The sequence below is a fragment of the Methylocella sp. genome (genome assembly GCA_037200525.1).
Classification (GTDB): Bacteria; Pseudomonadota; Alphaproteobacteria; order Rhizobiales; family Beijerinckiaceae; genus Methylocapsa.
Genome location: JBBCGG010000001.1, coordinates 1,359,618 through 1,386,436, shown reverse-complemented (window position 1 = coordinate 1,386,436; position 26,819 = coordinate 1,359,618). Strand labels below are relative to the sequence as shown.

At 61.0% G+C, this 26,819-nt stretch carries 30 protein-coding genes, 1 tRNA gene and 1 pseudogene; 22 read left to right on the top strand and 10 right to left on the bottom strand.

Features of this window, described 5'->3' with window-relative positions:
- The first annotated feature begins 166 nt into the window (after nucleotides 1-166).
- The 4 genes from pdxH to WDN46_06535 all read left to right on the top strand — a co-directional run bounded on the left by pdxH (nucleotide 167) and on the right by WDN46_06535 (nucleotide 2,924).
- Complete coding sequence (gene pdxH, locus WDN46_06550; GenBank protein MEJ0093084.1) at nucleotides 167-781, top strand: pyridoxamine 5'-phosphate oxidase; 615 nt, start codon at nucleotides 167-169, stop codon at nucleotides 779-781.
- Nucleotides 778-1,257, top strand: coding sequence for an NUDIX domain-containing protein (locus tag WDN46_06545; GenBank protein ID MEJ0093083.1), 480 nt, complete (start codon nucleotides 778-780; stop codon nucleotides 1,255-1,257). Before pdxH ends, WDN46_06545 begins: the two co-directional genes overlap by 4 nt.
- Before the next feature lie 79 nt (nucleotides 1,258-1,336).
- Nucleotides 1,337-1,915 carry a TIGR02301 family protein gene (locus WDN46_06540; protein MEJ0093082.1) on the top strand — a complete coding sequence of 193 codons (579 nt, stop codon included), beginning with the start codon at nucleotides 1,337-1,339 and terminating at the stop codon, nucleotides 1,913-1,915.
- 22 nt (nucleotides 1,916-1,937) lie between these two features.
- Entirely contained in the window at nucleotides 1,938-2,924 is a 987-nt protein-coding gene (locus tag WDN46_06535; GenBank protein MEJ0093081.1) for a P1 family peptidase, read from the top strand.
- A 48-nt stretch (nucleotides 2,925-2,972) separates the two neighbouring features.
- Here the strand turns inward: WDN46_06535 and WDN46_06530 are convergent, their stop codons facing one another.
- Nucleotides 2,973-3,590, bottom strand: a complete 618-nt coding sequence (locus tag WDN46_06530) for a LysR family transcriptional regulator (protein ID MEJ0093080.1) — start codon at nucleotides 3,588-3,590, stop codon at nucleotides 2,973-2,975.
- Between the two features lie 95 nt (nucleotides 3,591-3,685).
- Between WDN46_06530 and WDN46_06525 the strand changes: the two are divergent.
- The 4 genes and pseudogenes from WDN46_06525 (at nucleotide 3,686) to WDN46_06510 (ending at nucleotide 7,429) form a co-directional block, all read left to right on the top strand.
- Nucleotides 3,686-4,638, top strand: a pseudogene (locus WDN46_06525) (DMT family transporter).
- Nucleotides 4,639-4,863: 225 nt separating this feature from the next.
- Nucleotides 4,864-6,171: an adenylosuccinate lyase gene (gene purB / locus WDN46_06520; GenBank protein MEJ0093079.1), complete on the top strand. Its 1,308-nt coding sequence runs from the start codon at nucleotides 4,864-4,866 to the stop codon at nucleotides 6,169-6,171.
- Nucleotides 6,131-6,871: a hypothetical protein gene (locus WDN46_06515; GenBank protein ID MEJ0093078.1), complete on the top strand. Its 741-nt coding sequence runs from the start codon at nucleotides 6,131-6,133 to the stop codon at nucleotides 6,869-6,871. Before purB ends, WDN46_06515 begins: the two co-directional genes overlap by 41 nt.
- 3 nt (nucleotides 6,872-6,874) lie before the next feature.
- The gene (locus WDN46_06510) at nucleotides 6,875-7,429 is read left to right on the top strand and encodes an alpha/beta hydrolase (protein ID MEJ0093077.1); all 555 of its coding nucleotides are present in this window, start codon (nucleotides 6,875-6,877) and stop codon (nucleotides 7,427-7,429) included.
- Between the two features lie 41 nt (nucleotides 7,430-7,470).
- Here WDN46_06510 and WDN46_06505 read toward each other — a convergent pair whose 3' ends face one another.
- Nucleotides 7,471-8,796 carry a dihydroorotase gene (locus WDN46_06505; protein MEJ0093076.1) on the bottom strand — a complete coding sequence of 442 codons (1,326 nt, stop codon included), beginning with the start codon at nucleotides 8,794-8,796 and terminating at the stop codon, nucleotides 7,471-7,473.
- Nucleotides 8,797-8,883: 87 nt separating this feature from the next.
- Here WDN46_06505 and WDN46_06500 point away from each other — a divergent pair, with 87 nt between their 5' ends.
- The 6 genes from WDN46_06500 to WDN46_06475 all read left to right on the top strand — a co-directional run bounded on the left by WDN46_06500 (nucleotide 8,884) and on the right by WDN46_06475 (nucleotide 12,945).
- Nucleotides 8,884-9,723: a folate-binding protein gene (locus WDN46_06500; protein ID MEJ0093075.1), complete on the top strand. Its 840-nt coding sequence runs from the start codon at nucleotides 8,884-8,886 to the stop codon at nucleotides 9,721-9,723.
- 10 nt (nucleotides 9,724-9,733) lie between these two features.
- The gene (locus tag WDN46_06495; protein MEJ0093074.1) at nucleotides 9,734-10,330 is read left to right on the top strand and encodes a DNA-3-methyladenine glycosylase I; all 597 of its coding nucleotides are present in this window, start codon (nucleotides 9,734-9,736) and stop codon (nucleotides 10,328-10,330) included.
- 32 nt (nucleotides 10,331-10,362) lie between these two features.
- A complete protein-coding gene (locus WDN46_06490; GenBank protein MEJ0093073.1) occupies nucleotides 10,363-11,025 on the top strand; it encodes a phosphohydrolase in 663 nt (220 codons plus the stop codon).
- A 151-nt stretch (nucleotides 11,026-11,176) separates the two neighbouring features.
- Nucleotides 11,177-11,689: a protein-tyrosine phosphatase family protein gene (locus WDN46_06485; protein ID MEJ0093072.1), complete on the top strand. Its 513-nt coding sequence runs from the start codon at nucleotides 11,177-11,179 to the stop codon at nucleotides 11,687-11,689.
- A gap of 128 nt (nucleotides 11,690-11,817) precedes the next feature.
- Nucleotides 11,818-12,102: an exodeoxyribonuclease VII small subunit gene (locus WDN46_06480; GenBank protein MEJ0093071.1), complete on the top strand. Its 285-nt coding sequence runs from the start codon at nucleotides 11,818-11,820 to the stop codon at nucleotides 12,100-12,102.
- Nucleotides 12,103-12,258: 156 nt separating this feature from the next.
- Nucleotides 12,259-12,945, top strand: a complete 687-nt coding sequence (locus WDN46_06475; GenBank protein MEJ0093070.1) for a fumarylacetoacetate hydrolase family protein — start codon at nucleotides 12,259-12,261, stop codon at nucleotides 12,943-12,945.
- Between the two features lie 135 nt (nucleotides 12,946-13,080).
- Here the strand turns inward: WDN46_06475 and WDN46_06470 are convergent, their stop codons facing one another.
- From WDN46_06470 to glyS, 4 genes are all read right to left on the bottom strand, one after another.
- Entirely contained in the window at nucleotides 13,081-13,428 is a 348-nt protein-coding gene (locus WDN46_06470) for a hypothetical protein (GenBank protein ID MEJ0093069.1), read from the bottom strand.
- A gap of 292 nt (nucleotides 13,429-13,720) precedes the next feature.
- Nucleotides 13,721-14,107 carry an IS5 family transposase gene (locus tag WDN46_06465; GenBank protein MEJ0093068.1) on the bottom strand — a complete coding sequence of 129 codons (387 nt, stop codon included), beginning with the start codon at nucleotides 14,105-14,107 and terminating at the stop codon, nucleotides 13,721-13,723.
- Nucleotides 14,108-14,587: 480 nt separating this feature from the next.
- Nucleotides 14,588-14,713, bottom strand: coding sequence for a hypothetical protein (locus tag WDN46_06460; GenBank protein ID MEJ0093067.1), 126 nt, complete (start codon nucleotides 14,711-14,713; stop codon nucleotides 14,588-14,590).
- Between the two features lie 123 nt (nucleotides 14,714-14,836).
- Entirely contained in the window at nucleotides 14,837-16,993 is a 2,157-nt protein-coding gene (gene glyS / locus WDN46_06455) for a glycine--tRNA ligase subunit beta (GenBank protein MEJ0093066.1), read from the bottom strand.
- A 261-nt stretch (nucleotides 16,994-17,254) separates the two neighbouring features.
- Between glyS and WDN46_06450 the strand changes: the two genes are divergently transcribed.
- Nucleotides 17,255-17,626: a hypothetical protein gene (locus WDN46_06450; protein ID MEJ0093065.1), complete on the top strand. Its 372-nt coding sequence runs from the start codon at nucleotides 17,255-17,257 to the stop codon at nucleotides 17,624-17,626.
- Between the two features lie 24 nt (nucleotides 17,627-17,650).
- On the opposite strand, the gene WDN46_06445 is transcribed toward WDN46_06450, so the two are convergent.
- Nucleotides 17,651-18,607 carry a glycine--tRNA ligase subunit alpha gene (locus WDN46_06445; protein MEJ0093064.1) on the bottom strand — a complete coding sequence of 319 codons (957 nt, stop codon included), beginning with the start codon at nucleotides 18,605-18,607 and terminating at the stop codon, nucleotides 17,651-17,653.
- 273 nt (nucleotides 18,608-18,880) lie between these two features.
- Here WDN46_06445 and WDN46_06440 point away from each other — a divergent pair, with 273 nt between their 5' ends.
- Together WDN46_06440 and WDN46_06435 are read left to right on the top strand one after the other, a co-directional pair.
- Nucleotides 18,881-19,222, top strand: a complete 342-nt coding sequence (locus WDN46_06440; GenBank protein ID MEJ0093063.1) for a hypothetical protein — start codon at nucleotides 18,881-18,883, stop codon at nucleotides 19,220-19,222.
- 61 nt (nucleotides 19,223-19,283) lie between these two features.
- Complete coding sequence (locus WDN46_06435) at nucleotides 19,284-19,505, top strand: hypothetical protein (protein MEJ0093062.1); 222 nt, start codon at nucleotides 19,284-19,286, stop codon at nucleotides 19,503-19,505.
- Between the two features lie 45 nt (nucleotides 19,506-19,550).
- On the opposite strand, the gene WDN46_06430 is transcribed toward WDN46_06435, so the two are convergent.
- Together WDN46_06430 and WDN46_06425 are read right to left on the bottom strand one after the other, a co-directional pair.
- Nucleotides 19,551-20,330: a methyltransferase gene (locus WDN46_06430; GenBank protein MEJ0093061.1), complete on the bottom strand. Its 780-nt coding sequence runs from the start codon at nucleotides 20,328-20,330 to the stop codon at nucleotides 19,551-19,553.
- Complete coding sequence (locus tag WDN46_06425) at nucleotides 20,323-20,547, bottom strand: DUF2007 domain-containing protein (protein ID MEJ0093060.1); 225 nt, start codon at nucleotides 20,545-20,547, stop codon at nucleotides 20,323-20,325. Before WDN46_06425 ends, WDN46_06430 begins: the two co-directional genes overlap by 8 nt.
- 192 nt (nucleotides 20,548-20,739) lie before the next feature.
- Between WDN46_06425 and WDN46_06420 the strand changes: the two genes are divergently transcribed.
- The 5 genes from WDN46_06420 to WDN46_06400 all read left to right on the top strand — a co-directional run bounded on the left by WDN46_06420 (nucleotide 20,740) and on the right by WDN46_06400 (nucleotide 26,353).
- Nucleotides 20,740-21,753: a polyprenyl synthetase family protein gene (locus tag WDN46_06420; protein MEJ0093059.1), complete on the top strand. Its 1,014-nt coding sequence runs from the start codon at nucleotides 20,740-20,742 to the stop codon at nucleotides 21,751-21,753.
- A 184-nt stretch (nucleotides 21,754-21,937) separates the two neighbouring features.
- The gene (locus tag WDN46_06415; protein MEJ0093058.1) at nucleotides 21,938-23,173 is read left to right on the top strand and encodes a cell wall hydrolase; all 1,236 of its coding nucleotides are present in this window, start codon (nucleotides 21,938-21,940) and stop codon (nucleotides 23,171-23,173) included.
- Nucleotides 23,174-23,530: 357 nt separating this feature from the next.
- The gene (locus tag WDN46_06410; protein MEJ0093057.1) at nucleotides 23,531-25,270 is read left to right on the top strand and encodes a tetratricopeptide repeat protein; all 1,740 of its coding nucleotides are present in this window, start codon (nucleotides 23,531-23,533) and stop codon (nucleotides 25,268-25,270) included.
- 56 nt (nucleotides 25,271-25,326) lie between these two features.
- A complete protein-coding gene (locus WDN46_06405; GenBank protein ID MEJ0093056.1) occupies nucleotides 25,327-26,202 on the top strand; it encodes a 4-(cytidine 5'-diphospho)-2-C-methyl-D-erythritol kinase in 876 nt (291 codons plus the stop codon).
- 77 nt (nucleotides 26,203-26,279) lie between these two features.
- Nucleotides 26,280-26,353, top strand: a tRNA-Gly gene (locus WDN46_06400).
- A gap of 45 nt (nucleotides 26,354-26,398) precedes the next feature.
- Here the strand turns inward: WDN46_06400 and WDN46_06395 are convergent.
- Nucleotides 26,399-26,788, bottom strand: a complete 390-nt coding sequence (locus WDN46_06395) for a hypothetical protein (GenBank protein ID MEJ0093055.1) — start codon at nucleotides 26,786-26,788, stop codon at nucleotides 26,399-26,401.
- Nucleotides 26,789-26,819 lie beyond the last annotated feature (31 nt).

Below are 26,819 nucleotides of genomic sequence, written 5' to 3'. Positions count from 1 at the left end.
CGAGCCGCCGCGAAACCGGAAGTGCTCACAGACCGGCGCCCGCTGCAACACTGGCCGCCGGCTGTATAAGATCGGAAGATGGGGTTATATGGATGATCGCCGCGCACGAGCTTTCCTATCACAGTTTTATCGCTCGCGAAAAAGTTGCCCTTATGGAGCTGTACCCTTGAACAAGTTAACGGCGCGTGACTTTACCGAGGCGGCCGACCCTTTCGAATTATTCGCATCCTGGCTCGAGGACGCCAAAAGAAGCGAGCCGAACGATCCAGACGCCATGGCGCTCGCCACCTCGGACGCCGACGGCTTGCCCGATGTTCGCATGGTGTTGCTGAAAGAGGCGAATGCGTCGGGCTTTGTGTTCTATAGCAATGCGCAAAGCGCCAAGGGCCAGGAGCTGCAGGCCAATCCGAAAGCCGCCGCAGTGCTGCACTGGAAGTCGCTGCGCCGGCAAGTCCGGTTGCGCGGACCCGTCGAGCCAGTCTCCGACAGCGAGGCTGACGCCTATTTCGCCAGCCGCGCCTTGCAAAGCCGGATCGGGGCTTGGGCGAGCCAGCAATCCCGGCCGCTCGAAGGCCGCTTCGCCCTCGAGGCGGCGGTCGCGAAATACGCCGTGAAATTCGGTTTTGGCGAGATTCCCCGGCCGCCCTACTGGATCGGGTACCGGATTGCGCCGGTCTATCTCGAGTTCTGGTCCGACGGAGCGTTTCGTTTGCACGATAGGATCGCATTTCGACGCGAGACGCCAAATGACGCCTGGCGCAAGGAGCGCCTCTATCCGTGACCGGAACCGGCATTCCCCTTGACGGTCAATCGAGCCCGGCGCGGCTCTATCCGCCCTCTCCCTTGCTCGCAGTAAGTCTCGCCGTCTTCCGCGCCGGCAAGGTTTTGCTCGCGACGCGCACCCGGCCGCCGTTCGTTGGCGCGTTCTCGCTGCCGGGCGGCCTCGTCGAGGTTGGCGAAACTCTGAGCGAGGCGGCGTTGCGCGAGTTGCGGGAGGAGGTGCAGGTCGAAGCGCGGATTATTCAGTTCAATCGCCATGTGGAATCGATTGAGCGCGACGAGGCCGGCAGGATCAAGCGCCATTATGTAATCGCCTCCTTCGTCGGCGAATGGATCGCTGGGGAAGGCGCAGAAGGGCCGGAAGCCGGCGCAATCATCTGGGCCGAGCCGTCGCGGCTGGCGGAACTCCATTGTACGCCCCATACCGGCGACGTCGTTGCGGCGGCCGCCGCGCTGAAGTCGGGGATTTTGGCGTGATCATGCAAGATTTGGAGCTCCAGTTTCAACTTGTCATGGAATCGCTTAGGCTTGCGGGCTTGGTCAACAGGCGGAGCCGATGGTGAAGGCGATCGCGCGCCTCAAAATTCTGCGCTGGGCCGCCTTGGGGACCGCGCTTTCGGCGGCGGTTTGCCCCGCGCTTGCGGCTACGCATGAGTCAGCGAAACATGATCGTCTCGCGAAGACGGGGCCGCATCACCATTCCCCCGGCAAGAACGCCAAAAACTCAACCGGCAAGAACGGCGCGAAAAGCGCCCCGGCCAAGACCGACGCAGCGAAGACAGAGTCGCCCGATTCCGCGCCGAGCAATCCCGACGCTCCGGCTTCGGAGCCCCCGCCGCCGCCCTACGAGCCGCAGGCTCTGAGGCTCGCCGAAATCCTCGGGGCCCTCGCCTATCTTGGCGACCTCTGCGGCTCCACGGACGACTGGCGCGGAAAAATGCAGCAATTTCTGGAGGCGGAAGCCAAGACCGCCTACCGCAAGGAACGGCTCGCCGGAACCTTCAACCGCAGCTTCCACGATTACGAGCAATCCTACCGCGTCTGTACGCCCAATGCGCAAATCGTCATCGGCCGCTTTCTCGCCGAGGGGGGCAAGCTCGCCCATGAGATCGTCAATCGGTTCAGCGCTTCGTGAGTCTCCGCCCGAAGGAGCCGCATTGAAAAATCTCATTACCGACATTCCGGGCCTTAGCGTCGGCAATGCGCAGGATGCAAAGCTCGCCTCCGGCGTCACGGCCCTCGTATTCGACGAGCCGGCTATCGCCTCGGTCGCGGTGCATGGCGGAGCGCCGGGCGTCCGCGATGCGGCTTTGCTCGAACCCGGAATGACTGTCGAGCGGGTCGATGCGCTCATCCTGTCGGGAGGCTCCGTTTTCGGGCTCGACTCGGTCGGCGGCGCGCTCGCGTTTCTGCGGGAGCGCGGCCGCGGATTTCCCGTCGGGAGCATCAAAGTCCCGATTGCGCCGGGCGCCGTTTTATTCGACCTTTTGAATGGCGGCGATAAAAATTTCGGCCGCGAGCCGATCTATTGGCATCTTGGCTATCAGGCGGCGGCCGCCGCGACGCACGATTTCGCGCTCGGCAACGTCGGCGCTGGCCTCGGCGCGACCACCGCCAATCTGAAGGGCGGCCTCGGCTCGGCGAGCGCCACAACCTCAAGCGGCTTTCGCGTCGGCGCGCTCGTCGCGGTGAACGCGGTCGGCTGCGCGACGATCGGCGATGGTCCACATTTCTGGGCCGCGCCCTATGAGCAAGACGACGAGTTCGGCGGCGTTGGCTGGCCCTCGCCGTGGCCACATGATCAGCAAGACTTCCGCATCAAGGGCGTGGACCCAGAAAACACCACCATCGCGGTCGTCGCCACCGACGCCGCGCTGACCAAAGCCGAGGCCAAGCGCCTCGCCATCATGGCGCATGACGGGATGGCGCACGCGCTGCGCCCCACTCATGCGGCGATGGACGGCGATACGATTTTTTCCGCCGCAACCGGCGCGGCGCAGAAAATCCCGACGCTGCGCGATCAGACCGAAATCGGCATGCGCGCCGCCGATTGTCTCGCGCGCGCCATCGCCCGCGCAATCTTTGAGGCTGAAGCGCTGCCCTTTCCGGGCGCTCTGCCAAGCTGGCGCGGGCGTTTTGGGTAAAATGGCCAGTGCCCCTTTCCCGAACTCACTCGCGAATGGAACAGCGAGCTATGCGGCCTCCGCCTGCACCGAACTGCAGAATTCCGCGAGACTATCGGCAAGGCGCAGCGTCGCAAGGCTCGCCTCCGGGGTAGCCACTAGCGCCACCTCTGTTTTGTCGATCGGCGCGAAGCCATCCTTTGCCGTCAGCACGCGATGCTCTGGCTGGATGGCGATGTCGGAGAGGATGCCAAGACCAAGACCGGCCGCGATCGCGGCTTGAACGCCCGCTAAACTGGAACTCGAATAAGCCATGTGCCAGGCGAGCCGCAGGCCTGGTCGCGATCGTGCGAAACTCGCCAGCAGTTCGGTCAGGCGATAGGCAGCGAAATCCTCCGGAATGCCAAGCCGCACAGCGCCGTCCTGGGCGGGACGGGTCAGTACATCGCGGGCTTCTTCGGCAAGCGACAGAATCCGCCGCGCATAAGACAATAGGCGTTCGCCGTCGTCAGTCGGCGTGACCTGCTTGCCGATCCGACTCAACAGCGGCCGACCGACATCATCCTCGAGCCGCTTAATCTGCTGGCTAACAGTCGATTGCGTACGGTGGAGGCGCTCGCCGGCGCGGGTAAAACCGCCAGCATCCACAACCGATACGAAGCTTCGCAAAAGTTCGAGATCGAGCATGCTCAAATCCATTCGAATTCCAACTGATTATGATTTTATCATTTAATTTCTAAATTGAAAGAGGCGAACTCATATTGGGCGAAAGGAGAAATCGCATGTCCCTCTCGTCGTCCGTCCAGACGCCCGGCGGCGCCAATTTGTTGCCGATCTATATCGGCAGCTTCTGCCTCCTCTGGAGCTTGGCTTTCGTGGCCGGCAAGATCGGCGTGACGGATTGTCCGCCGCTGATTTTCCTGTCCGCACGATTTATATTCGCCGGCGTTTTGATCCTCGGGCTCTCGATCGTAAGGCATGGCGGTCGGCCAATATCCCTGCGCGAGATCGGCGTGTTCGCGATCCTCGGGGTCGCAAATAATGCGCTCTACCTCGGCCTCGGCTATATCGGTCTACAGACGATCTCCGCAGGTCTTGGAGCGCTGATCGTTAGCGCCAATCCCGTCTTTACGGCCATACTGGCGTCGATGTTCCTCGGCGAGGCCCTCACCTGGCGGAAGGTTGCGGGCCTTTTTCTCGGCATTGTCGGCGTCGCTCTCATCGTCGCCCATCGCATTTGGGTCGGGACTGATAGCGTGCACGGCATCTGTTCACCTTGGCCTCGCTCGCCTCGATCGTGGCCGGGACGATTCTGTTCAAGCTCTTCGCCCCCAAGGGCAATTTGTGGATCGGAAACGGCATTCAGAATCTATCCGCGGGAATTGCGCTCGCTCCCTTTGCGATGATGCTGTCGAGCGTCGATGACATCGTCCCGAGCCCCAGACTGATGAGCGCTTTCGTCTATCTTGTGCTGTGCGGGTCGATACTGGCCTTCCTGTTGTGGTTCCACCTGCTAACGGTTTGTGGGGCGACAGCGGCGAGTTCTTTTCACTTTTTGATGCCTCCGCTCGGAATGCTGTTTGCTTGGCTGATCCTCGGAGAGCATGTGGTCGCGCTCGATCTAGTGGGCATTCTACCGGTCGCGCTCGGCATTTACCTGGTGACTCGGCCAAGCGCTCGGTCAGGCGTCGAAACAGCCCAAGCTTACCCCGCCGCGCTAAGCGAGCGCCCTTGATTCCGGTCATCCAAAGCCGCGGCAGGCCCATGCCCTGGAAATAACCGTCATCGCCGGCTTGCAGACAAATGACGAGCTTCCCGCGCCGCTTGGCGTCGAGCCAACGCCGCGTTAGGGCAAAAATCTCAATTCAAATTGATCGCCCACACTTGGCGTAACCAGCTTTTGCGTTTCGCCCGCGCCGCGTGTTAGGGCTCCGATCCAAAGAATTTGCGAGCGCAGCCTATGATCCCCCGCTATTCCCGCCCCGAAATGGTCGCCGTCTGGGACGCGCAGACGCGGTTTCGGATCTGGTTCGAGATCGAGGCTTACGCCTGCGACGCCCTGGCTGAGATCGGCGTCATCCCAAAATCCTCGGCCGAGGCGATCTGGGCCAAGGCGGGGCATGTGCAATTCGACGTCGCGCGGATCGACGAGATCGAAAAGGTCACCAAGCATGACGTCATCGCCTTTCTGACCCATCTCGCTGAATTCATTGGGCCGGACGCGCGCTTCGTGCATCAGGGCATGACGTCGTCCGACGTGCTCGACACCAGTCTGGCCGTGCAGCTGACCCGCACGTCAGACCTTCTCATCGCCGATATTGACGCGCTTCTGGCCGCACTGAAGCGTCGCGCCTTCGAGCACAAATTGACGCCGACGATCGGCCGCTCGCATGGCATTCACGCAGAGCCCGTGACTTTTGGCTTAAAGCTCGCTCAAGCCTACGCCGAATTTTCCCGCGCTCGGGAACGAATGGTCAACGCCCGCAAGGAAATCGCCACTTGCGCGATTTCTGGCGCCGTTGGCACCTACGCCAACATCGACCCGCGCGTCGAGGCTTATGTCGCGGCAAAACTCGGGCTCGCGGTCGAGCCCTCCTCAACCCAGATCATTCCGCGCGATCGCCACGCCATGTTCTTCGCGACGCTCGGCGTCATCGCCTCCTCGATGGAGCGGCTGGCGATCGAGATTCGTCACTTGCAGCGCACCGAAGTGCTGGAGGTGGAGGAATTTTTCTCGGAAGGGCAAAAGGGCTCCTCCGCCATGCCGCACAAGCGCAATCCGGTCTTGACCGAGAACGTGACCGGGCTCGCCCGTCTCGTGCGCGGCATGGCGCTGCCCGCGATGGAGAACGTCGCGCTGTGGCATGAACGCGATATTTCGCATTCATCCGTCGAGCGGATGATCGCGCCCGATGCGACGATCACGCTGGATTTTGCCTTGAGCCGGCTGACGGGCGTGATCGACAAGCTGCTCGTCTATCCCGCCAACATGCAAAAAAACCTCGATCGCCTCGGCGGTCTCATCCATTCGCAGCGGGTTCTGCTCGCCTTGACGCAAAAAGGCCTCAGCCGCGAGGACGCCTACGCTCTGGTCCAGCGCAACGCCATGCCGGTCTGGCGCGGGGAAGGCGACTTTTTGACCCTCTTGAGGGCCGATCCAGATGTCAGCAAAGCGCTGAGCGGCGCGGAACTCGAAACGCTGTTCGATCTCGGCTATCATCTAAAAAATGTCGATTTCATCTTTGAGCGGGTTTTCGGGCGCGTTTGACGCCCCAGCCGAGGCGGACGCCAAGGCCAGCCCGAAAAGACAAACAAGAGAGACCGCAATGCTTATACAAAATCGCCTTGAGGCTTCGGTCGGCGCAATCGTCGCGGACAATGCCCTCCACGCGCGGTGGCTGAACACATTCTCCTATCTCGAATATGTCGGATTCCGCAAAATCGTGAAAAGCCAGCGCGCCGAAGTGCTGACCAGCGAAATCCTTACCCATGCGCTCGAGGAAGGCCGCCATGCGCTCGGTTTGAAAAAGCTCGCGCTGAAAATCGGCGGCGCGGAATTTGAGACCTATGCGCCGCAGAACATGCTCTGCGGCGACGAGGCCGAGGCCTATTTTCAGAACCTCGACGCCGCCTGCGACGCAGCTTTCGCTGATCGTCCCGACGCCGAGCGGGCGAAGCTCGTCTATTGTTATGTGACGTGGCTCGTCGAACGCCGCGCTTTGCAGGTCTATGGCGTTTATAAGACCGCGCTTGGCGCTTCGCCCGTGGCGGGCAGGATCAGCGGACTGCTGATGGAGGAAGAAAAGCATCTGTCCGACGTCGAGAGCGAACTCAACGCGCATGACGCGAATTTCGCCGCAAGAGCGCCGGAGTTCGAGGCCATCGAGGCAAAGCTCTACGAGACCTTCATCGACGCCCTGGTCGCAGAACTCGCGCAGCCAAAAACGCTTGCGGCGGCCTCGGCCTGACCCATGCGGACAGCCGACGCCGACATACTCATCGTTCCGGGGCTTGGCGGGGCGGGTCCCGGTCATTGGCAGACGCGCTGGGACGCCAAGCTTCCGACGACGCGCCGCGTCATTCAATCGGACTGGGACCAGCCTAAGCTGGAGGCTTGGCGCGACCGCCTCATCGAGGAGGTGAAGCTCGCTGAGCGCCCCGTAATCCTCGTCGCGCATGGTCTTGGCGCAATCGTCGTGGCCCATGCCGCGCCTCATTTGCGCGATCTCGCCAAAGTCAAAGGCGCCTTCCTCGTCGCGCCGCCGTCCCCCGAAATACTCGCGGCGTTTCCGGCGATCGATCCGGCTTTCGCCGATCTGAAAGCCGAGCCGCTGCCTTTTCCGGGCCTCATCATCGTCAGCCGCGACGATCCGCACGCGCCCTATGCCGACAGCGAACGACTCGCCAGCGCCCTCGGCGCGGAGCTGGTTGACGCCGGCCTTTCCGGCCAAATCAACAGCGACAGCGGGCACGGCCCCTGGCCTGAGGGATTGATGCGCTTTGCGGGATTTTTGAAGAATTTATAGGGCGCCTCAACGCGCCAAAACCGGCCCTAAAGAAGATCGCGCTATAGAGCCTGCCCAAAACGCACCGCCTCGCCCTGCGACGGAGTTGCGATCTCGCCTTCCCACATGACCCGTCTGCCGCGGATAATCGCGCCGACCGGCCAACCCAAAACTTCTTTCCCGTCGTAAGGCGTCCAGGCGCAGCGCGAGCCGATCCATCGATCTTCGATGATAAGGCGCCGCTTCAGGTCGACGACAGTGAAATCAGCGTCATAGCCGACCGCGATGCGGCCCTTGCCCGCGATGCCGAATAGCCGCGCGGGACCGGCGCTCGTCATGTCAACGAAGCGCTCGAGGCTGAGCCGCCCGGCGGCGACATGATCCAGCATGATCGGCACAAGCGTTTGCACCCCCGTCATGCCGGAAGGACTCTGCGGATACGGTTTTGCCTTCTCCTCCAGCGTATGCGGCGCGTGGTCCGAGCCCAGAATATCGGCGATGCTTTGGCGGACGCCCCACCAGATATGTTCGCGATGACGGGCGTCGCGCACCGGCGGGTTCATCTGCAATTTCGTCCCAAGCCTCGCGTAATCGTCGCTGCTCAGGGTCAAATGATGAGGGGTCACCTCGATGCTGGCTATGTCTTTATGATCTTTGAGGAAATCAATTTCCTCCGCGGTCGAGATATGGAGCACGTGAACCAGCGCGCGGCATTCCCGCGCGATCCGCACCAGCCGCTGCGTCGATTGCAGCGCTGCGATCTCATCGCGCCAAATCGGATGCGACGAGGGATCGCCTTCAACGCGCAGATCCTCCCGCGCGTTGAGCCTCGGCTCGTCCTCGCTATGAAAGGCAGCGCGCCGGCGGGTTTGCCGCAAAATCGCAGCGACGCCTGCGTCATCCTCGACCAGGAGCGAGCCCGTCGAAGATCCCATGAAAACCTTGATGCCCGCCGCGCCGGGCAACCGCTCAAGCTCTGGAATATCACGCGGATTGTCCGCCGTGCCGCCGACCCAGAACGCGAAATCGCAATGCATCCGATGTTTGGCGCGGAAAATCTTGTCGGCGAGGGCTTCTGCGCTGGTCGTCAGAGGATTGGTGTTCGGCATTTCGAACACCGCCGTCACCCCGCCAAGCACCGCCGCCCGCGACCCGGTCTCGAGATCCTCTTTATGGGTCAGGCCCGGCTCGCGAAAATGCACCTGCGTGTCGATGACCCCTGGCAGAATCGTCAGGCCTGCGGCGTCGATCGTCTCCCCGCCGCTCGCCCGGGAAAGGTCGCCGATTTCGGCGATCTTGCCTCCTCTGACCCCGATGTCCCGGGGGCCGACGCCATTGTGGTCCGCCACGACGCCGCCTTTTAAAATGAGATCAAAGGTTTGCGGCATAGGTCCATCCCTTGGTATGATGCGCCTTGCGATATGGCGATGGCGGAACACATACAAGTCGCGCAGGATAGAAGTCGAGGATCTTTGATGGAAAATAAGGCATGCCTTCTCGCCGACCGCGGCGTCATCAAGGTAGCGGGAGCCGACGCCACGGCGCTTCTGCACAGACTGGTCACCAATAGCGTGTTGGATATCCGCGCCGGCGAGAGCCGCTATTCCGCGCTTTTGACGCCGCAGGGCAAGCTGATGTTCGATTTTTTCCTGGTCCCGCTGCCGGAAGGCGCTGACGCCGGCTATTTGATCGATTGCGTTCGCGACCAGAGCGCCGAGCTCGCCAAGCGCCTCAACCTGCACAAGCTGCGCGCCAAAATCACCATTGAGGATCAATCCGAGGCCTTTGGCGTCGCCGCAATCTATCAAGGCGAGGCGCTGTCTGGGGTTGACGCCGTGTTCTACCGCGACATGCGCGCTGAAAACATGGGCATGCGCTTAATCGCTTCGCGCGATCTCCTGGCGAAAATCGCCGATGCAAATGACTCCGGCTATGAGGCGCACCGGATTGCGGCGGGCGTGCCGAAAGGCGGAGTCGATTTCATTTACGGGGACGCGTTCGTGCAAGACGCCAATCTCGACTGGCTGAACGGCGTCGATTTCAAGAAGGGCTGCTATGTCGGCCAGGAGGTGGTCGCGCGGGTGCATTATCGCAATTCGGCGCGGAAGCGGATCGTGAAATTCCGTTTCGAGGGCGATGCGCCGGCCCATGGCGCGCAGATCGTGGCGGGAGGGGCGCCTCTCGGTCAGGTCGGCTCGACAGCGCGCTTTGAAGGTCTCGCTATGGTGCGGCTCGACCGGCTGGAGGATGCCCGAGCGACGGGCGCGACAGTGAAAGCCGGAGAAATGCCGATCGACGTCATGGCGCCGGGTTGAGGCGCTGCCTGTGACATCCGACAACAGAACGCGCTGCCCTTGGTCCGCAAGCGACCCTGTCCAGCTCGCCTATCACGACGAGGAATGGGGCGTTCCGGAACGCGATGACCGCGCGCTTTACGAAAAACTCGTCCTCGACGGATTTCAGGCTGGCCTCTCTTGGATTACGATTCTGCGGCGGCGCGAGGCTTTCCGTGAAGCTTTCGATCAGTTCGATCCAGAAAAGATGGCCCGCTACAAGCCGGCCAAAATCGAGGCGCTGATGCAAAACGCCGGCATCATCCGAAATCGCGCCAAGATCCAAGGCGCGGTCACGTCGGCGCGGGCTTATCTCAAAATCCAGGAAGACGAAGGGTTCTCGAACTACCTTTGGGGTTTTTTCGACGGCGTCCCGCTTCAGAACGACTTTCGCGAGGCGAGCGAGGTCCCGGCGCAGACGGAGCTCTCGGCGAAAATGTCCAAGGAGCTGAAAAGCAAAGGCTTCAACTTTTGCGGCCCGACGATCGTCTATGCTTTTTGTCAGGCGACGGGGATGGTCAACGACCATCTCGTCACGTGCTGGCGCCATGATGAATGCGCCGCTTTGGCCAAACGAGCCTCGCCCTGACGCCAGATCGCAGTTCCGCCAAGGCATCGCGCATGGACAAAAACGCGCCGCAACCTAAAGCCGCCAGCCGCGCGGCGACCCGCGCTTGGGTGCGGCTTTACTCCGGCAAGCGGCTCGATCTCCTCAACCCGACGCCATTCGACTGGGAAGACCAGGACCTTGCGATCGGGCTCGCCCGAACATATCGCTGGGGCGGTCATTCGGCTTGGGATCTGCCGCTTTCGGTCGCCCAGCATTCTCTGCTGGTTCTGGCGCTGCGCCGGCGCTGGTTTGCCGACACCGACGACGCGCGAGCCGATCTGCGCGAGTTGCTGCATGATGCCGACGAAGGCCTGCTCGGATTTGACTGCATCTCGGTGGTCAAGCCTTTCCTCGGGGAAGCCTATCGCCGGCTGACCGAAAAGCTGGAAACCGCCATCGCTCTCCGTTACGGCCTGGCCCCCTGGACCGCCGCGGACAAAAAACCCCACAAAAGGGCTGATCGAATCGCCGCGGCGTCCGAGGCTGTTCACGTCGTTGGTTGGACGCAGCAAGAGGTGCGCACGACTTTGCGCATTCCCCATGAGCCGCTGACGATTGATCCTTTGCTCGCAATTTACGGCGGAAAAGCCTGGGAGCCGTGGCCGCCGACGCTCGCAGCGGAGAGGTTTCTGGCCGAGCTGAAGCGTTTGAGCGGCAGGATCGGCAAAGCTTAACGGATTTGCGCGGCAAAGATCCAGCTTCAAGCGCCTTCCCGAGCCAAAACTCGGTTTTTTAAGCGTGAAGTTGCTGCTGCGATGCGGTACAGTTTTGACCCAACGCGATAGTTTCGCACAGGATCACCCCCAAGGTTTGAAAAGGTTGGCTATGGCGCGCATACACGTCTGTTCGCTGGAGAGAGTGCCCGAGATGGTCCGCTCGACAGGAGCGCGCAGCCTCATAACCCTGATCGACCGCGGCACGCCGGTCTCGCGTCCCTCTGAAATTCGCGCCGAGCGCCACCTTTTCGTCGCCGTGTCGGATATCGTCAAGCAAATGGACGGGCATATCTTGCCCTCCGACGCCCATGTGAGCGAATTGCTGGATTTCGTGCGGCAATGGGACCGCGCCGACCCAATTCTCATTCACTGCTTTGCGGGCGTCAGCCGCTCGACCGCCGCCGCCTTCATCGCCGCTTGCGCCCTGAGCCCGCATCGCAACGAGAACGAGATTGCGCAAGCAATCCGCCGCGACTCGCCGACCGCGACGCCCAATGCCCGATTGGTCGCCGTCGCCGACTCCATGCTTGAGCGCCAGGGACGCATGACCGCCGCCGTCGAGAAAATCGGCCGCGGTCATGATTGCTTTGAAGGGGTTCCCTTCGCGCTGGATTTGCACTGACGGAAAATGGGCCGCCCGCTCGAAGTTGAATCGATGATGGTTTCCCTCTACCTGTTGCAACACAGCGCTGACAGCTTTGCAGCTTTTCGGCTCAAGACCGCCGCTTGTCGCGCGAGAAATAGAGACTGATGAAATCGCCGAATCTCGCCAAGGAAGGGATCGCCCCTTTGTCAGAGAATCAAGACGTCGCCGCCTTGTCTTTCGAGATCGCGCTCGCTGAACTTGAGAAAATCGTCGATCAGCTCGAAAAGGGATCCGTCGCTCTCGAAGAGTCCATCGCGATCTATGCTCGCGGCGAGGCTTTGAAAAAGCATTGCGAGAATTTGCTGAAGAGCGCCGAACAAAGAATCGAGAAGATCACTTTTGGCGCCGACGGCCGGCCAAGCGGCGTGACGCCGCTCGACGTCGAGTGACCCTTCCGGACAATAGGCGTTTCCGGCCGGATGCGAGCCAATGCGGCATCGCTGTCAGACGCGTGCAAGAGCGCTCTACGGGCGCGCCCCTGACCTTTGGAGCGCGCCATTTCACGAAATGCTACGGAAACTCTTATTCAACAAAGGTCCGCGCCCATGGGCGATTACGCTTTCCCCGCGCCGCCGGTCGCGTCGATTCCGGCCCAATCGACAAAGCCATTTCCGGTGCGGCGCATCTTTTGCGTCGGGTTGAATTACCGCGACCACGCCAAGGAGATGGGCGGCAATTCGGACGTCGATCCGCCGTTCTTCTTCACCAAACCAGCCGATGCGATTTTGCAGAACGGCGGGATCATGCCCTATCCGCCGGGGACCAGCGATCTTCAACATGAAGTCGAGCTGGTCGTCGCGATGAAGGGCGGCGGCCGGAATGTTCCGCCTGAAAAAGTCGATGAGCTGATTTTCGGCTATGCCGTCGGACTCGATATGACGAGGCGCGACATTCAGCTCGCCGCCAAGAAAAAAGGTCGGCCCTGGGACATGGCGAAAGGCTTCGATTTTTCCGCGCCGTGCTCTTCGATCACTCCGCGCAGCGCTGCGGGAACCATGGCCACCGGCAGAATCGAGTGCAGGGTCAACGGCGAAACACGCCAGACCGGCGACCTCGCTGACATGATCTGGGGCGTACCCCAGATCATGTATTTCCTTTCCCAGCTTGTCGAAATCATGCCGGGCGATCTCATTTTTACTGGCACGCCCGCTGGCGTCGGGCCCGTCGTCAAGGGCGACAAGATCAAGGCGACGATCGCGGGATTGGAGCCGCTGCTGATCGAGATCGGTTGACCCATGCCTCAGCGGCAATCGATGCTTATGCGGTCCAGAGCGTGATGGCGGGAAGATTAATCATCAAGAGACTGGCTGTCGTTTTGAGACGGGGGATGCCCGGCTCGAGAAGCGATCAGCAGCGCGGTCTCACCATCAGCCATGAAATGCATTGCGTGAGGTCGCTGCGATTGCAGCGTGGGCCTGGTCCGCTTCCTGAGTGGCGAGCAGGTTATTCCCGTCACGACATGACTGCACAGCGGCGCGGATGAGGTTCTCAATGTAAGTGACCTGGCCGCCTGTGGCTTCGTGGTGATCGCGACCAACCACAACCGCAACGCCGGGTTTCTCGGGCGGCGGGAACGAGATGGCATGCCACTCATCGACAACCACATTCAATCGCGCGGAGCAGGTTTGGTCCAGCGGCGCCGCCTTGGCGACAGGACCAATCGCCATCAGCATCGCTGATGCGAATGCGCCTATAACAACTTTACTCTTAGTCATATTTATCGCCTATGTGTTCCCTATCGAAAATGCGATCTCGCGTTTCGATAATTTGTGTGACTCAATGACGCTTCCTGGCCCCAGCCCAGAAGCAGATGTGGGCAGCGGCATGCTCAGCCGCCGCGGGCGACGCATCGGGCTTTAGCTTCGAAAGCTTGCGGGATACGAAGGGTGTTTGGCATATCGACAAAGAGACTTTCCCCGAAGCGGAATCTCCTGCGTTGCCTTAAAATTGAAGAGCGCCCCGCGGCTGACCCGAGACATTTTTCGGCCGCATAAAACGCACCGAATTTCAGATGGCTTCATTAACTACATCAAGCTGATGGTCAACCCGCGGCGGCTGCGCCAATGGCGCGATCTTTAGGCCCCGCACGTTACCTTTGACGACCTCATGAACGTATACGATGGTCGAGTCGATTATCAGGTAGTCGAAATCCGGATCATCGGCCATGACCTCGAAAACGCGTTGCCACACCCTGTTCCGCGACCATCGGGAGAACCGTCGGAACGCGCTGTTCCAAGGTCCAAAATTTGCGGGCAGATTACGCCAAGGCGATGATGTCCGCACCATCCAGAGAACGGCTTCGACAAACAGCCGATTGTCCTTCGCCGTTACGCCGCTGTCAGATGCTTTGCCCGGAAGATGCGGCTCCATCAACGCCCATTGATGATCCTTCAGGACCAGATGAACGCCTTCCGTTGAGGCATCTTTCGAAAACACATTCGAATTGGAGTTAACGCGCGACGCGAATCCTTGTTCGCGTCGCGTATGCAATGATTGCTTCACGTCGTTTAGTTCATGCATTTCATCTGTGGTTTTCAATGCATGACTCTTTCGAAAACTCTACTCTTTCGAAAACTCTGAACTTTTCAGGATCACGCTCTAGCGTCGCGCACGGAATTGTCCGTGTGGCGACCCGTTTATGTTCAAAGCCAGATGATTTGGGGCGAGGCTCACTGCGCCCGGACGACCGCGGCTCTCTTCCCGCGCGTAATGCATCGCCGCAGCCTCATTTGCGAAAATGCCGCCGCACAGTCCGTGGGTTTCAACGACGATCCAATGATTCTTGTCATCGCGACCGACGATCAGACTGGGAGGCTCCTTGCTTGACTCAGCTTCATTTTCTTGAGTTTCGTGCGAATAATCCAACTTGATCCCCTATTGCAGCGGCAGAAGGCCGATCCCACGCGCTACGAGTCCAACGCAGATGATCATGGCGACGACGCCCGCATAGACGAGATCAGGCCGGCTAGGCCAGGACCCGATTTTTGATCTTGCTTTCATCTTTCGCTCCATCGGACCGCAAGAAGCGGCCGAGGGGAAGGATGACTCCAAAACCAATAAGGGATCGATTGGGAAGGCGAGCGATCAAACTAAAGAAATCGTAAAGAAAAAGACCGCGAAAAATCACCCGTCTATACGCGAGAAATCGGCGACTTCATCGACCTCCCGACGCAGCGCGGCAAGAAGCCGCAGCCGATTGAGCCGCAGCCCCGCTTCGGGCGCATTCACCGTCACTTTTTCGAAAAATGCGTCGACCGGCTGCCTTAGGCCCGCGAGGGCGCGCATCGCTCCCTCAAAATCCTGGTGCGCGATGCACCCCTTAGCCTCGATCGCGGCTGGCTCAAGAACGGCGGCGAGCGCGCGTTCTTCGGGTTCGACGAAAGCCTCCGGCGCATAGGGCTGCGAAAAAGCCGCGGCCTCCTCCGCGTTCGATTTCTTCTCTTCCGCACGGAGAATATTAGCGGCGCGCCGATAGCCCGCGAGAAGGTTCGCGCCATCCTCTCGATCCAGCAATGCGCCAAGCGCTTCAATCCGGCGCACGATCAGCAGCAGATCATCCTGATCCTGCAAAGCGAAAACCGCATCGATGAGATCATGCCGGGCCCCGCGCTCACGCAGAAAAACCTTCAGGCGATCGCCAAAAAAGCCAAGGAGCTCTAGCGAAAGGCTTCGCTCGTCCAGATTCGCGCGTGCAACCCTATTGTCGCTTGACTGCAAACGCGCCTGGTCGGCGTGAAGCCGGAAGGCCGCCGCGAAAACGGCGCGCAGCCGCAACCGCAGCCCGTTCTCGATAATCAATGCGATGACGCCCAGAGCCGCGCGCCGCAAGGCATAAGGGTCTTTGCTTCCGGTCGGCTTCTCGTCAATCGTCCAGAATCCGACCAAAATATCGATCTTGTCGGCGAGCGCCACAGCGATCGAGACAGCTTTTTCCGGCACGCGATCGTTTGGCCCTTGCGGCTTGTAATGATCTTCGATCGCCTCGGCGACTTGCGGAACCTCGCCCTGCGCAAGGGCATAATAGCGCCCCATCAGCCCCTGCAATTCGGGAAATTCGCCGACCATTTCGGAGGTAAGGTCAGCCTTCGCCAGCTGCGCCGCGCGCGCCGCCAGCGCCGGGTCGGCCCCAACAAGCGGCGCGATTTCGCGGGCAAGCAGAACAAGGCGATCGACTCGCGCGCGTTGCGTGCCGAGCTTTTCATGGAAGACCACGGCGTCCAGCTTAGGAAGGCGGTCTTCGAGACTTATTTCAAGATCGGTTTTCCAGAAAAATCGCGCGTCAGACAAGCGCGCCCGCACGACGCGGCCATTGCCGGCGGCGATCGCCGCGCCGCCATCGCTCGCCTCGATGTTAGCGACCAGCGCGAATTTATTGGCGAGGCGCCCGCTGACCGGATCCTTCAGCACGAAACATTTCTGATTGGCGCGAATTGTGGCGCGGATGACTTCCGGCGGAATTTCGAGAAAACCCGCGTCGAATTCGCCGATCAGCGCGACGGGCCATTCAACCAGTCCCGCGACCTCATGCAAAAGCGCGTCATCCTCGACAAGTTCGAGCCCCTGCGCCAACGCTAAATCGCGCACGTCGAAGAGGATGATATCGCGCCGGCGAGCCGGGTCGAGCACGACTTTGGCCTTTTCGAGCGCTGGAGCGTAATCATCAAAGCGCCGCACCCTGATGGCTTGCGGGCGCATGAACCTGTGCCCAAAGGTGATATTGCCAGCGACGACGCCGTCAACCTCAAATGGCACAATCTCCGGGTCTTCCGACTCAGGGCCAAAGGTCGCCAGGATCGAATGGAGCGGGCGCACCCAGCGCAAACTATCCGTGCGCACGGAAGCCGGCCCCCAGCGCATCGATTTTGGCCAGGGAAAGCGCTTGATGATCTGGGGCAGAATTTCCGCCAGGACGTCGATGCTCGGCTGTCCTTTGCGCTCGACGACGGCGAGATAGAATTCGCTCTTCTTTTTCGGGTCCACCTCGATCTTGGCTTCTGCGAGCGAGGTCAATCCGGCGCTTTTCAAGAAACCCTGCACGGCCGCCTCGGGCGCTCCGACCCGCGGCCCCCTCTTTTCCTCGCGCAGATCCGGCTGCCGCGGCGGCAGTCCGGCGATGTGCAAAGCGAGTCGTCGCGGCGTCGCGAAACTCGCGGCTCCCTCGAAGGAAAGGCCGCGCTCGCGCAGCGCTTCCGTCACGAGACGCTGTAAATCGTCCGCCGCCTGCGCCTGCATGCGGGCGGGGATTTCTTCGGAGAATAATTCGAGGAGAAGGTCGGGCATGGTCTCGTTTCGGCCTAGGCGCGGAGCCGGCGATGTGGCGGGAGCCGGCGAGAGCTAAACATATAAGGGGCGCTTGCCCAGTAAAAAACGATCGTTCGACGCTTCCCCTGGCCGATTTAGCTACGAGGCGAGCCTTTGGGAACGGGCGGGCATCGGGCGCGTTAGCCGCTCAAATGGAGGAATTTCATGATTAATTCAAGAATTTCAGCACTTTCTTGTGCGGCCCTGATTGCGGGCGCAGCAACAGCATCCGCCGGTCCCATGAGCGTTGCGACGCCGCAATTGCTGACGCCACAACAGGCGCAGACCGACCAGGTCGTTTATCGGCATTACCGCGGCCATTATTACAGGTCGGATCCCGGCGCCGCGGCCGCCGGCGCGGCTCTCGGCCTGTTTTCGCTGGGCGTCGGAGCGGCAACGCTAGGTTCCTGCGGCTATTACGGCTGCGGGTATGACGGCGGCGGCTATTATGGCGGTGGCGGAGGCTATTACGGTGGTAACGGGTATGGCGGCCATTACGCCGGCTACGGCGGCGGCGTGCGCACCGGCCGCAGCGTAGGAGTCGGCGGCGGCGGTTTCCATGGCGGGCATGGCGGCTTCCACGGCGGCGGAGCGCACGCCGGTCATCGTTAGCCCGCGCAAGAAGTCATCTTCGCCTCAGGCGCCGCCGGCCTTGGTCTTGAGCCAAGCGGCGCCGCAGGCTTTCGCAAGCTCGCGGACGCGAAAGATATAGCTTTGCCGCTCGGTCACTGAAATGACCCCCCGAGCGTCGAGCAGGTTGAAAATATGTGAGCTTTTGAGGCACTGATCATAAGCGGGCAACACCATTAGATGATGTCCGTCGCGATCTCCTTGCGCAAGAAGCGCCTTGCACTCTGCTTCGGCGTCGCGGAAGTGTTGGAACAACGCATCGACATTTGCCGCCTCGAAATTATAGCGGGAATATTCCTCCTCGGCCTGTTTGAAAACATCGCCGTAGGTAATTTTGTCCGCGCCCTCGCGTCCGTTGAAATTCAGGTCGTAGATGCTTTCAACCCCCTGCACATACATGGCGAGGCGCTCGAGGCCATAAGTCAATTCGCCTGAAACGGGGGCGCATTCGATCCCGGCCACCTGCTGGAAATAGGTGAATTGCGAAACTTCCATGCCATCGCACCAGCATTCCCAGCCAAGTCCCCAGGCTCCAAGCGTCGGACTTTCCCAATCATCCTCGACGAACCGGACATCGTGCAGTCGAAGGTTAATCCCGATGGTTTCGAGCGAGGCCAAGTATAGCGCCTGTAAATCCGGCGGAGATGGCTTCAAGATCACCTGAAATTGATAGTAATGCTGCAGGCGATTGGGATTTTCGCCATAGCGGCCATCTTTTGGGCGGCGCGAGGGCTGCGCATAAGTGGCCTTCCACGGGCGCGGGCCAAGCGAACGCAAGGCGGTCGCTGGATGAAACGTGCCGGCTCCGACCTCCATGTCATAGGGCTGCAGAATAACGCAGCCCTGCGCGGCCCAGAATTGCTGAAGGGTAAGAATCAGGCCTTGGAACGAACGCTTCGCGTCAAGCGAAGCTGTTGAGGAAGCCCTTGATTCGTCTTGGATCTCACGGGCGGCGTCATTCATCAGTTGCGAAACCTGGTTGGACGGAACGGCGCATTTCGATGCATTCGGTCGTCTGCGCGGCAGCAAGGAGCACTGTTCAAGCGCCCGGAAACGTCAAGATAAAGGTCTCGTACAGCAAGGCGATGGCCATTTCCACTCCAACTATCGGTTGGACGACGGCGGCTACGCCGATTCGAGACATGCGCTTCGCAAAAACATTAGTTGGCCATTGCGCCAGGGGTGATTTCAATGCACGCTTCTTGTGCAATTTTTTCATTACCCGAGGAGGGATAAATGAAATTTATGCGCATGTTAGCCTTGGCGGCAATTACCGCTTGCGGCGCTTTTGTGGGCTGCGGTCTCGTTCAAGCCGCCCCGATAGCCGGTCTCCTACAGGGAGCTCCGGCTGTCCGAGCGCTGGAACACGCGACGGTCGAGACATCGACCATCGAGAAGGCCTATTATTATTATCATCGTTGGCATCGCTGGCATCGTTGGCGCCCTTATTATCACCATTATTACCATCCTTATTACAGACATTACTATCGTCGCTATTACCACCCCTACTATCGGCATTACTACCATCCGTATTATTACCATAGGTATTATCACCCGTGGCGTCCGTTGTATTGGTAGACTTGCTTTTTTCATGGTGTACTGTTAGGGGTGAGGCGCAATGTTCAACGGAGGCATGACAATGCGCTTAGGAATAAAAATCGGTCTGGTCGCCGGCGCGGCCTTGATGGGGAGCCTCGGCTTTGCCGGCCTTGGCCAGGCGGCGCCGCTGTCCGGCCTTGCCGGCGCTGGCTCGAGCGTGAAGATCGCTGGGGAGTCGGTTGCGCCTGAAGCGCAAGCGCAAAAGGCCTATTGGCGCCGCCATTGGCATCACCATTGGCATAGGTATTATCATCGCTGGTAATTCCAACAAAGAGCCAAGGCGTCTCAGGACGCCTTGGCTAACGCCTTACCAATCGATCATCGAGACGCCGCGATGGATCGCCTCGGCCGCGTCCGTAAAGCGGTCTCCCTCATGAAGAATAAGCGGCGGCGCGATCGAAACAGGCGTCCGGCTGCCTTTTTTCCCGCGCACGAGAATCCGGATCGCCGACGCATCGCCTCGCGGGTGAATCGGCAGAATCGCAACCCCGCCAGCGCGCCTCGCTAAGCCCTCAAGGATTGCGGGCAAGGCCTCCGGCCGATGAATCAGGACGAACGATCCTCCGGGCTCGACCAACGCCAGGCAAGCGGCGATCCAAGCCGAGAGCGAGGCCGGTCCCTCTTCTGGCATGGCGTGCGCGCGGCGCTTTCCGGGTTGGGGCGATAAGCGCGCCCGCCCCGGATCAAAAAACGGCGGATTGGTGATCACAAGACCGGCGCTTTCGTCGAACAGGCCGGCGGCGCGGCGGCTGGCCGGCGAAAAAATATCGGCCTCGAACACCGCGCCCCGATCAGCCATCCCATTCAGCGCCAGATTTTCCCGCGCTAGAGCCGCCGCCGCGGGATCGATTTCGACGAGGCCTATCCGCGCTTTTGGCCGAGCGAGCGCCAAAGCCAGACCCGCCGCGCCGACGCCAGAGCCGACATCGATGGCGAGCCCCGCAAAATCGGCCGGGGCGGCGGCGGCGAGCAGCACGGCGTCGGTTCCGGCGCGATGGCCGCGCGCGGATTGACGCAGGCGCAAGCCGCCGCCGAGGAATAAATCGGTTGCGATTTCGGGCGCGAGGCCGGCCAGGGGCTCAGCCATCGCGCAATTCCTCGGCAAGGCCGGCCTCCGCCAGGGCTGCGCGGGCGCGGTCCGCCTCGTCCGTCGGAACGAGCACGCGGCGGGGCAAAAACGCTAGCGAACCCTCCATAGCACTCATATGCCGATCGGCGATGAAGAAATCTATGTCGGCGTCAGCCAGGATTGCTTCGACGCGCGAAATCAGCACAAGATCATTGGTGCGAAGAAGTTCAATCAACGGGCCTCTCCAGGCTGGCTTTCCCTAATTCACCATGTGTGGCTGGGCTAAGCGAAAGCTGCAACCTCTCTATTTCGCCGCCGACCGCGCTCCTCTCCATTCCTGGAGCAAAGTCCGGGAATCGCCCTCATGAGTTGCGAAGTGCGCGTCGCAGCCCTAATAAGAACTCGCCGATCCGCGGAGAATTCCATCTTGGGCGTTGTCATTCCGATAGACGAAAAAACGCAAGAACCGGGCATCGAGGCGCTGCTCGCCTTGGTGAGCGCAGATATGGATCGCGTCAATCAGACGATTCTGAGCCGCTCCGCTTCCGACGTATCCATGATCCCCGAGGTCGCCAATCACCTTATCTCTTCCGGCGGCAAGCGGCTGCGGCCGATGCTGACCCTGGCCGCCGCCGGGTTGTGCGGCTATGGCGGCGCCGGCCATATCAAGCTCGCCGCCTCGGTGGAGTTCATGCATACGGCCACGCTTCTGCATGACGACGTTGTGGACGAGAGCGACATGCGCCGGGGCAAGCTCGCGGCGCGCATGCTGTGGGGCAATGAAGCGAGCGTCCTCGTCGGCGACTTTCTTCTCGGCCAAGCTTTCAAGATGATGGTCGAGGTCGCGTCCCTGCCCTGCCTCGACGTGCTCTCTTCGGCGGCCGCCATCATCGCCGAAGGCGAAGTGATGCAGCTCTCCGCCGCCAAGGACACCCAAACCAGCGAGGACGATTACCTCGCCGTCATCCGCGCCAAGACGGCGGCCCTGTTCGGCGCGGCCTGCGAGGTCGGACCGCTGCTGGCGAAACGGTCCAAAGCCGAAATCGCCGCCTGCCGCGGCTACGGGATCAATCTCGGCGTCGCCTTTCAGTTGATCGATGACGCGCTCGACTATGGCGGCGCTTCGGCCAAGCTCGGCAAAAATGTCGGCGATGATTTTCGCGAAGGAAAGATCACCCTGCCTGTGGTGCTCTCATTTCGTCGAGGCACGCAGGAGCAGAGGGAGTTCTGGCGGCGCACGCTGGAAAATGGCGAAATCGGCGAAGGCGACCTCGAGGCGGCGATCGCGACCATGCATAGGCATCGCGCGCTTGAGGACACGATTGAACGCGCCCGTCATTATGGCGCCATGGCGCGGGACGCCTTGGAGCTGTTTCCGCCGTCGCCCTGGAAATTCGCTTTGAGCGATGTCGTCGATTTCTGCGTCAATCGCACCTTCTGAAAATCGATGCCCGAAAACCGATTGGCGGCGCGGCTTTGCCGCGATTGCGCCATTGTGGCACGGCGCAGCTTATCGCCGGTAACCTGTTCTCAAACTTAAATGAGAATAATAACGCACGAGCAGGCACGGGATCTGGCCCAATTTGGCTGGACCGAGCCAAAGCTTGAGGTGGGCGCGAGTGCGTATGGGTCGTTTGCGGATCGGTTGGGCTATCGGCTGCATCGCGCGTTGGTGGCTTGGCGCAGCGCTCGCCATGTCGATGCCGGCGGACGCCGGCCAGGAAGCCGCGATCGGGGGTTCCCTCGCCTATTTGTCCTGGCGCGCGCCAGCAGCGCCGGCGGAGCTGATTCCCGCCGAAATCGCGCTGCTTGGCGGCGATCTTCCCTCATTTGCGGGGCTCTCCCCGCGCCTCCTGTTCAGGGCCAGCCTCGAGCTTGGCGAAGCGGAGACGTTCAGCCGCCTTCCCGATGAAATCGAGCCCCGCGCCGACCTCAAGCCGAACGCCCCGCCATTTCCTGCTCTTGACCGCAGCCATAAGGGCGATCCGATCGTTGGCCTTCGCCCCACCTTCGACACCCGGTTGCGGCGATCAGGCGGCCTCGCCAATTTGCGCGCGCATGACCTCCTCTTTGATCATGATGAAGCTTGGCCGGTCGGCGGTTTTGAGGCGGCCGAGGGCGATTTTGCCGGACCAGACAGCGTCGCCGCATTCGAGCCCTGGCCGGATGGCGAAAGTCCGACGACGACCCCCTCGCGCGCCGACGCTTCGCCGGGTCAGGACGGGGGCGCCATGACGATGCGGCCTGCAGCGATCACTGAGCGGCTCCTGCAAGGCGCAACCCCGGCAGTCGGACGCGCCAGCGCTCTCGGCTCGACGACGCCGGTCCCCGCCGATTCGACGCCGGTCGAGGTCGAGGCCATCGCCGCCGCGCCGCAAGCATCCATCCCCAATGCGAGCCTCGCGCTCCGCGCGCCCCGGCAAGATTTCGCAGCGCTCATCGATCCGGATCGAGCGACGCAGGAAAAGCGCTGTCTTGCGGAAGCCATCTATTTCGAGGCGCGCAACGAATCCGACGAAGGGCAGGCGGCGGTCGCGCAAGTGGTTCTCAACCGCGTCTCGAGCGGCCTTTACCCGCAGACCATCTGCGGCGTCGTCTACCAAAATCGGCAACGCCGCAACGCCTGCCAGTTCTCCTTCGCCTGCGAAGGCAGATCGCTGCGCGTCACCGAGCCCGAGGCGTGGCGGACGGCGGTCCGCATTGCGGCGGAGGTCACGTCTGGCGCCACTTATGTTTCCGACGTTGGCCGCGCAACCCATTATCACGCCAATTACGTGCGACCGCGCTGGGCCAAAAAGCTTGAAAAAATGGACGTGATTGGGCATCATATTTTCTATAAGCTGCGACCCGGTCAGACTTGACGGGATTACTGGCGGCCCGTAGCTCGCGCTGCCTTTATTCACCGCCTCCTTTTGACGCCTCTCGCGAGGACCGGTCTTTAACCTTATCGGCCACTTGGCCTCAGATTAGCCGAGCGCCACGATTGGGCGGATCGCGAAAATGTGGCCGATCTACCAAGACGCACGCTTGCTTGGCCGACGCAAAACGGCCATGTTCCCCGTGAGAAGTCCTTCAGTCCACTCCCCATCATCGGGGCGCCACCTCTGGCACGGAAAAACGATCGCATGTCGCTCGAGTCCAAATCAGTTTGCTTGCTTGCCGCCCGATTGACGTCCATCCAGCCAAAGTGGAGCAAATTTGGCCGGCGAGGGATTGCCTTGGCTGCTATTGCGGCCTTTCTGCTCCCGGCCGGGCTGGTCGGAGCCGAAGCGCGCGCGAGGGAAAACCTGGCCATTGCGACGCCCTTTGAAGTTGGAGAGAGTCCCGCTGGCAATTATCTTGCGGCCCTCGTCGCCGGCGCCGAGCGCGATACGGTCGCCGCCGCGACGTTCTTTCGCGAGGCCCTGCGATTCGACCCGAAGAATCCAAAGCTGATCGAACGCGCTTTCGTTGCAGCGCTCTCGAACGGCAATATGCGCGACGCTTTTAGCCTCGCAGATCGACTGGTCGCGCGCGATCCCGACAATAGCCTCGCCCACCTTGCCCTTGGCGTTCAGGCGATCAAGGCGAAGCAATTTTCCGTCGCGCAGGCGCATTTCCTCAAAGGCGGCTCAAATCAGCAGCGGGACATCACCGCTACCCTACTGATGGCCTGGTCCTATGTTGGCCAAGGCAATCCCCGCAGAGCGCTTGAACTTGTCGATCGGCTACGCGACGAGAATTTCGGCGTATTCCGCGATTATCACGCCGGCCTCATCGCCAATGTCGCGAATAATGCGCCCGAAGCAGCAAGGCGCATGAAGGCGGCCTATGACTCTGACAAGAATACCTTGCGTCTCGCCGACGCCTACGCCCGCTTCCTCGCCCACAGCGGCGATACTGCCGGAGCGATCAAGGTCTATCAAGACTTCGACCAGATCCTCCCAAATCACCCGATCGTGGTCGCCGCGCTCGCGGACCTGAAGGCCGGCAAACCGCTCGACGTTCTGGTCAAGAGCGCCGAACAGGGCTCAGCCGAAGTTCTTTATGGCCTCGGCGCCGCCGGCGGCAGGCAAGGCGACGAACTCGCCGCCATGATCTACTTGCGGCTTTCGCTTTATCTGGCTCCCCAAAACAGTCTCGCCATCATCACCCTCGCCGATATCTACGAGCGCATCAAACAGAATGAGCAGTCGATTGATGTCTATGCGATGGTGCCGGAAAAAGATCCGCTTCGCACCACCGCCGACATACAGAGCGGTCTCATCCTTGAAACGCTGGGCCGTTCGGATGAATCCGCAGCTTTTCTGAAGCGCATCGTCAGCGAGCATCCAAACGATGCGGAAGCGCTGTCGGCGCTTGGCAATCTTCAGCGTTCGCACAAGCAATATGCGGAGGCGATCGAAACCTATACGCGCGCCCTCGCCGAGAACGCCAAGAGCGAAAAGGCCAATTGGGCGCTCTATTATTTCCGCGGGATTTCCTACGAGCGCGACAAGAAATGGCCGCAAGCTGAGGCGGACTTCAAAAAGGCGCTGTCTCTTTATCCCGATCAGCCGCTTGTCTTGAATTATCTCGGCTACAGCTGGGTCGATCAGAGCATGAATCTCGACGAAGCCTTTGTCATGCTGCACAAGGCCGTGGAGCTGCAGCCAACGGACGGCTATATCGTCGACAGCCTTGGTTGGGCCAATTACAAGCTCGGCCGCTATGACGAGGCCGTGAAGGAACTCGAACGCGCGATCGATCTCAAATCATCAGATCCCGTCATCAACGATCATCTTGGCGACGCCTATTGGCGCGTCGGGCGCAAACTCGAAGCGCATTTCCAATGGAACCATGCGCGCGATCTCGGCCCCGAGCCGGAGGATAAAGACAAGATCCTCCAGAAAATCGAACATGGGCTGGAGGATGATCCAAAACCGGCCGCAGCCGAAGCGACCCCGAAGGAAGAAGTCGCTCCGAAGGATGGCGGCTGAGCTTATCGCAGCCGCCCGATTCCTTCACATCCGCCCATTTTTTGGCTGCATCCGCCTTGCCTCACGTTCTTAGCGAACGCGCGCCCGCGAAAATCAATTTGACCTTGCACATTCTCGGCCGTCGCGCCGATGGATGGCATACGCTCGAAAGCCTCGTGGCTTTTTCACGCAGCGGGGATGAGCTGTCGTTGGTCCCGGGCGATGCGCTGGGCCTCTCGATCGAGGGACCGACGGCCCCCGCTTCCGGGGATGTCGCCAATAATCTGGTGTTGCGCGCGGCGCGCCATTTTTCCGAGAATTATCCAGACGCCAAGCTTGGCTCGTTCCATCTCGTCAAACGATTGCCGGTAGCGGCGGGAATCGGCGGCGGCTCGTCTGACGCAGCCGCCGCCCTTCGGCTTCTCGCCCGCGCCAACGGTCTTTCAATTACGGATCAGGGCGTCATTGACGCTGCGCGGAAAACCGGCGCGGATGTTCCCGTTTGTCTCGCGGGACGCGCCCGCATGATGCGAGGCCTTGGCGAAGAACTCGGGCCTCTGCTGGAGCTGCCGCCTCTGATTGGCCTTATCGTCAATCCAGGACAACCGCTTGAGACCAAAGGCGTTTTCGAGCGCATGAATATCGCCCCCGGCCTCGCGACCCAGTTCGGCGGCCATCCGGATCTATCGCCGAAGATGCATGCCGAGGATTTGATCTCAGCGCTGCGCAAAGGCCGCAACGATATGGAGTCGGCCGCCTGCCGCCTCGCGCCGATCATCGGCGACGTGCTGGCGGTTTTGTCGGCGGCGCCTGGCTGCCGCGTGGCCCGCATGTCCGGGTCGGGAGCCACGTGCTTTGCGGTGTTCAAGGACTGCAAGGCTGCGGGCCGGGCAAAGAAAGCCATACTGCGCGCGCATCCCTCCTGGTGGATCAAAACCTGCGTGTTGAATTGACGCCTTAGCCAGCGAAGACGCCCCTCGGACCATTGAAATGTGCGGAGCGACAAGCTAAGGTTTGCGCCATGGCCGCCGCGGGCGTAGTTCAATGGTAGAACGGAAGCTTCCCAAGCTTCATACGAGGGTTCGATTCCCTTCGCCCGCTCCACTTCGAAAGTCGTCCGCGTCGATTGCCCGCATCGGCGGCTTCGGTTTACTTTTCGCTGGCCGAATCCGCGTCACTCCCATCGCGCTGCGTAGCGACCTGGATGACGTGCGCCAGAAACATAGCCTCTTGATCGTCTAAACTTTCCTGCGCCATGCGCACTGCGCCGATGCGCTCCAGGGTTATCGGCTGTTCCGCCAGCGCCTGGTCTGTGACGATCGCAATCGGGACGGCAGCGTCATTCGCATCGCGTCGAGCCACAGCCTGTATGTCGCGAGCCGAAAGAATGGCGGCGACATCGTCTGCTCCTTGCGACGCGATGCGAACGGCGCCGATGCGCTCCAGCGTAATGCCATCTTGCGCCGCGGCCGGAGCCGCCAAAAGCGCGGCAAAAGCGATTATAATTCCAAACTTGGCCTTCCCGTCGTGTGTGGTCACGGCTAGATTCCTTTATCTCCATCTGTTGATC

Coding starts and splice junctions, on each gene's coding strand:
- WDN46_06450 (MEJ0093065.1), top strand. CDS start 17,255: ATGAGCGTTGCGACGCCGCAATTGCTGACGCCACAACAGGCGCAGACC.
- WDN46_06490 (MEJ0093073.1), top strand. CDS start 10,363: ATGGACAAAAACGCGCCGCAACCTAAAGCCGCCAGCCGCGCGGCGACC.
- WDN46_06470 (MEJ0093069.1), bottom strand. CDS start 13,428: ATGACTAAGAGTAAAGTTGTTATAGGCGCATTCGCATCAGCGATGCTG.
- WDN46_06530 (MEJ0093080.1), bottom strand. CDS start 3,590: ATGCTCGATCTCGAACTTTTGCGAAGCTTCGTATCGGTTGTGGATGCT.
- WDN46_06505 (MEJ0093076.1), bottom strand. CDS start 8,796: ATGCCGCAAACCTTTGATCTCATTTTAAAAGGCGGCGTCGTGGCGGAC.
- WDN46_06510 (MEJ0093077.1), top strand. CDS start 6,875: ATGCGGACAGCCGACGCCGACATACTCATCGTTCCGGGGCTTGGCGGG.
- WDN46_06485 (MEJ0093072.1), top strand. CDS start 11,177: ATGGCGCGCATACACGTCTGTTCGCTGGAGAGAGTGCCCGAGATGGTC.
- WDN46_06475 (MEJ0093070.1), top strand. CDS start 12,259: ATGGGCGATTACGCTTTCCCCGCGCCGCCGGTCGCGTCGATTCCGGCC.
- WDN46_06430 (MEJ0093061.1), bottom strand. CDS start 20,330: ATGGCTGAGCCCCTGGCCGGCCTCGCGCCCGAAATCGCAACCGATTTA.
- WDN46_06440 (MEJ0093063.1), top strand. CDS start 18,881: ATGAAATTTATGCGCATGTTAGCCTTGGCGGCAATTACCGCTTGCGGC.
- WDN46_06500 (MEJ0093075.1), top strand. CDS start 8,884: ATGGAAAATAAGGCATGCCTTCTCGCCGACCGCGGCGTCATCAAGGTA.
- WDN46_06460 (MEJ0093067.1), bottom strand. CDS start 14,713: ATGAAAGCAAGATCAAAAATCGGGTCCTGGCCTAGCCGGCCTGATCTC.
- glyS (MEJ0093066.1), bottom strand. CDS start 16,993: ATGCCCGACCTTCTCCTCGAATTATTCTCCGAAGAAATCCCCGCCCGC.
- WDN46_06480 (MEJ0093071.1), top strand. CDS start 11,818: ATGAAATCGCCGAATCTCGCCAAGGAAGGGATCGCCCCTTTGTCAGAG.
- WDN46_06445 (MEJ0093064.1), bottom strand. CDS start 18,607: ATGAATGACGCCGCCCGTGAGATCCAAGACGAATCAAGGGCTTCCTCA.
- WDN46_06435 (MEJ0093062.1), top strand. CDS start 19,284: ATGCGCTTAGGAATAAAAATCGGTCTGGTCGCCGGCGCGGCCTTGATG.
- WDN46_06415 (MEJ0093058.1), top strand. CDS start 21,938: ATGGGTCGTTTGCGGATCGGTTGGGCTATCGGCTGCATCGCGCGTTGG.
- purB (MEJ0093079.1), top strand. CDS start 4,864: ATGATCCCCCGCTATTCCCGCCCCGAAATGGTCGCCGTCTGGGACGCG.
- WDN46_06515 (MEJ0093078.1), top strand. CDS start 6,131: ATGTCGATTTCATCTTTGAGCGGGTTTTCGGGCGCGTTTGACGCCCCA.
- WDN46_06540 (MEJ0093082.1), top strand. CDS start 1,337: ATGGTGAAGGCGATCGCGCGCCTCAAAATTCTGCGCTGGGCCGCCTTG.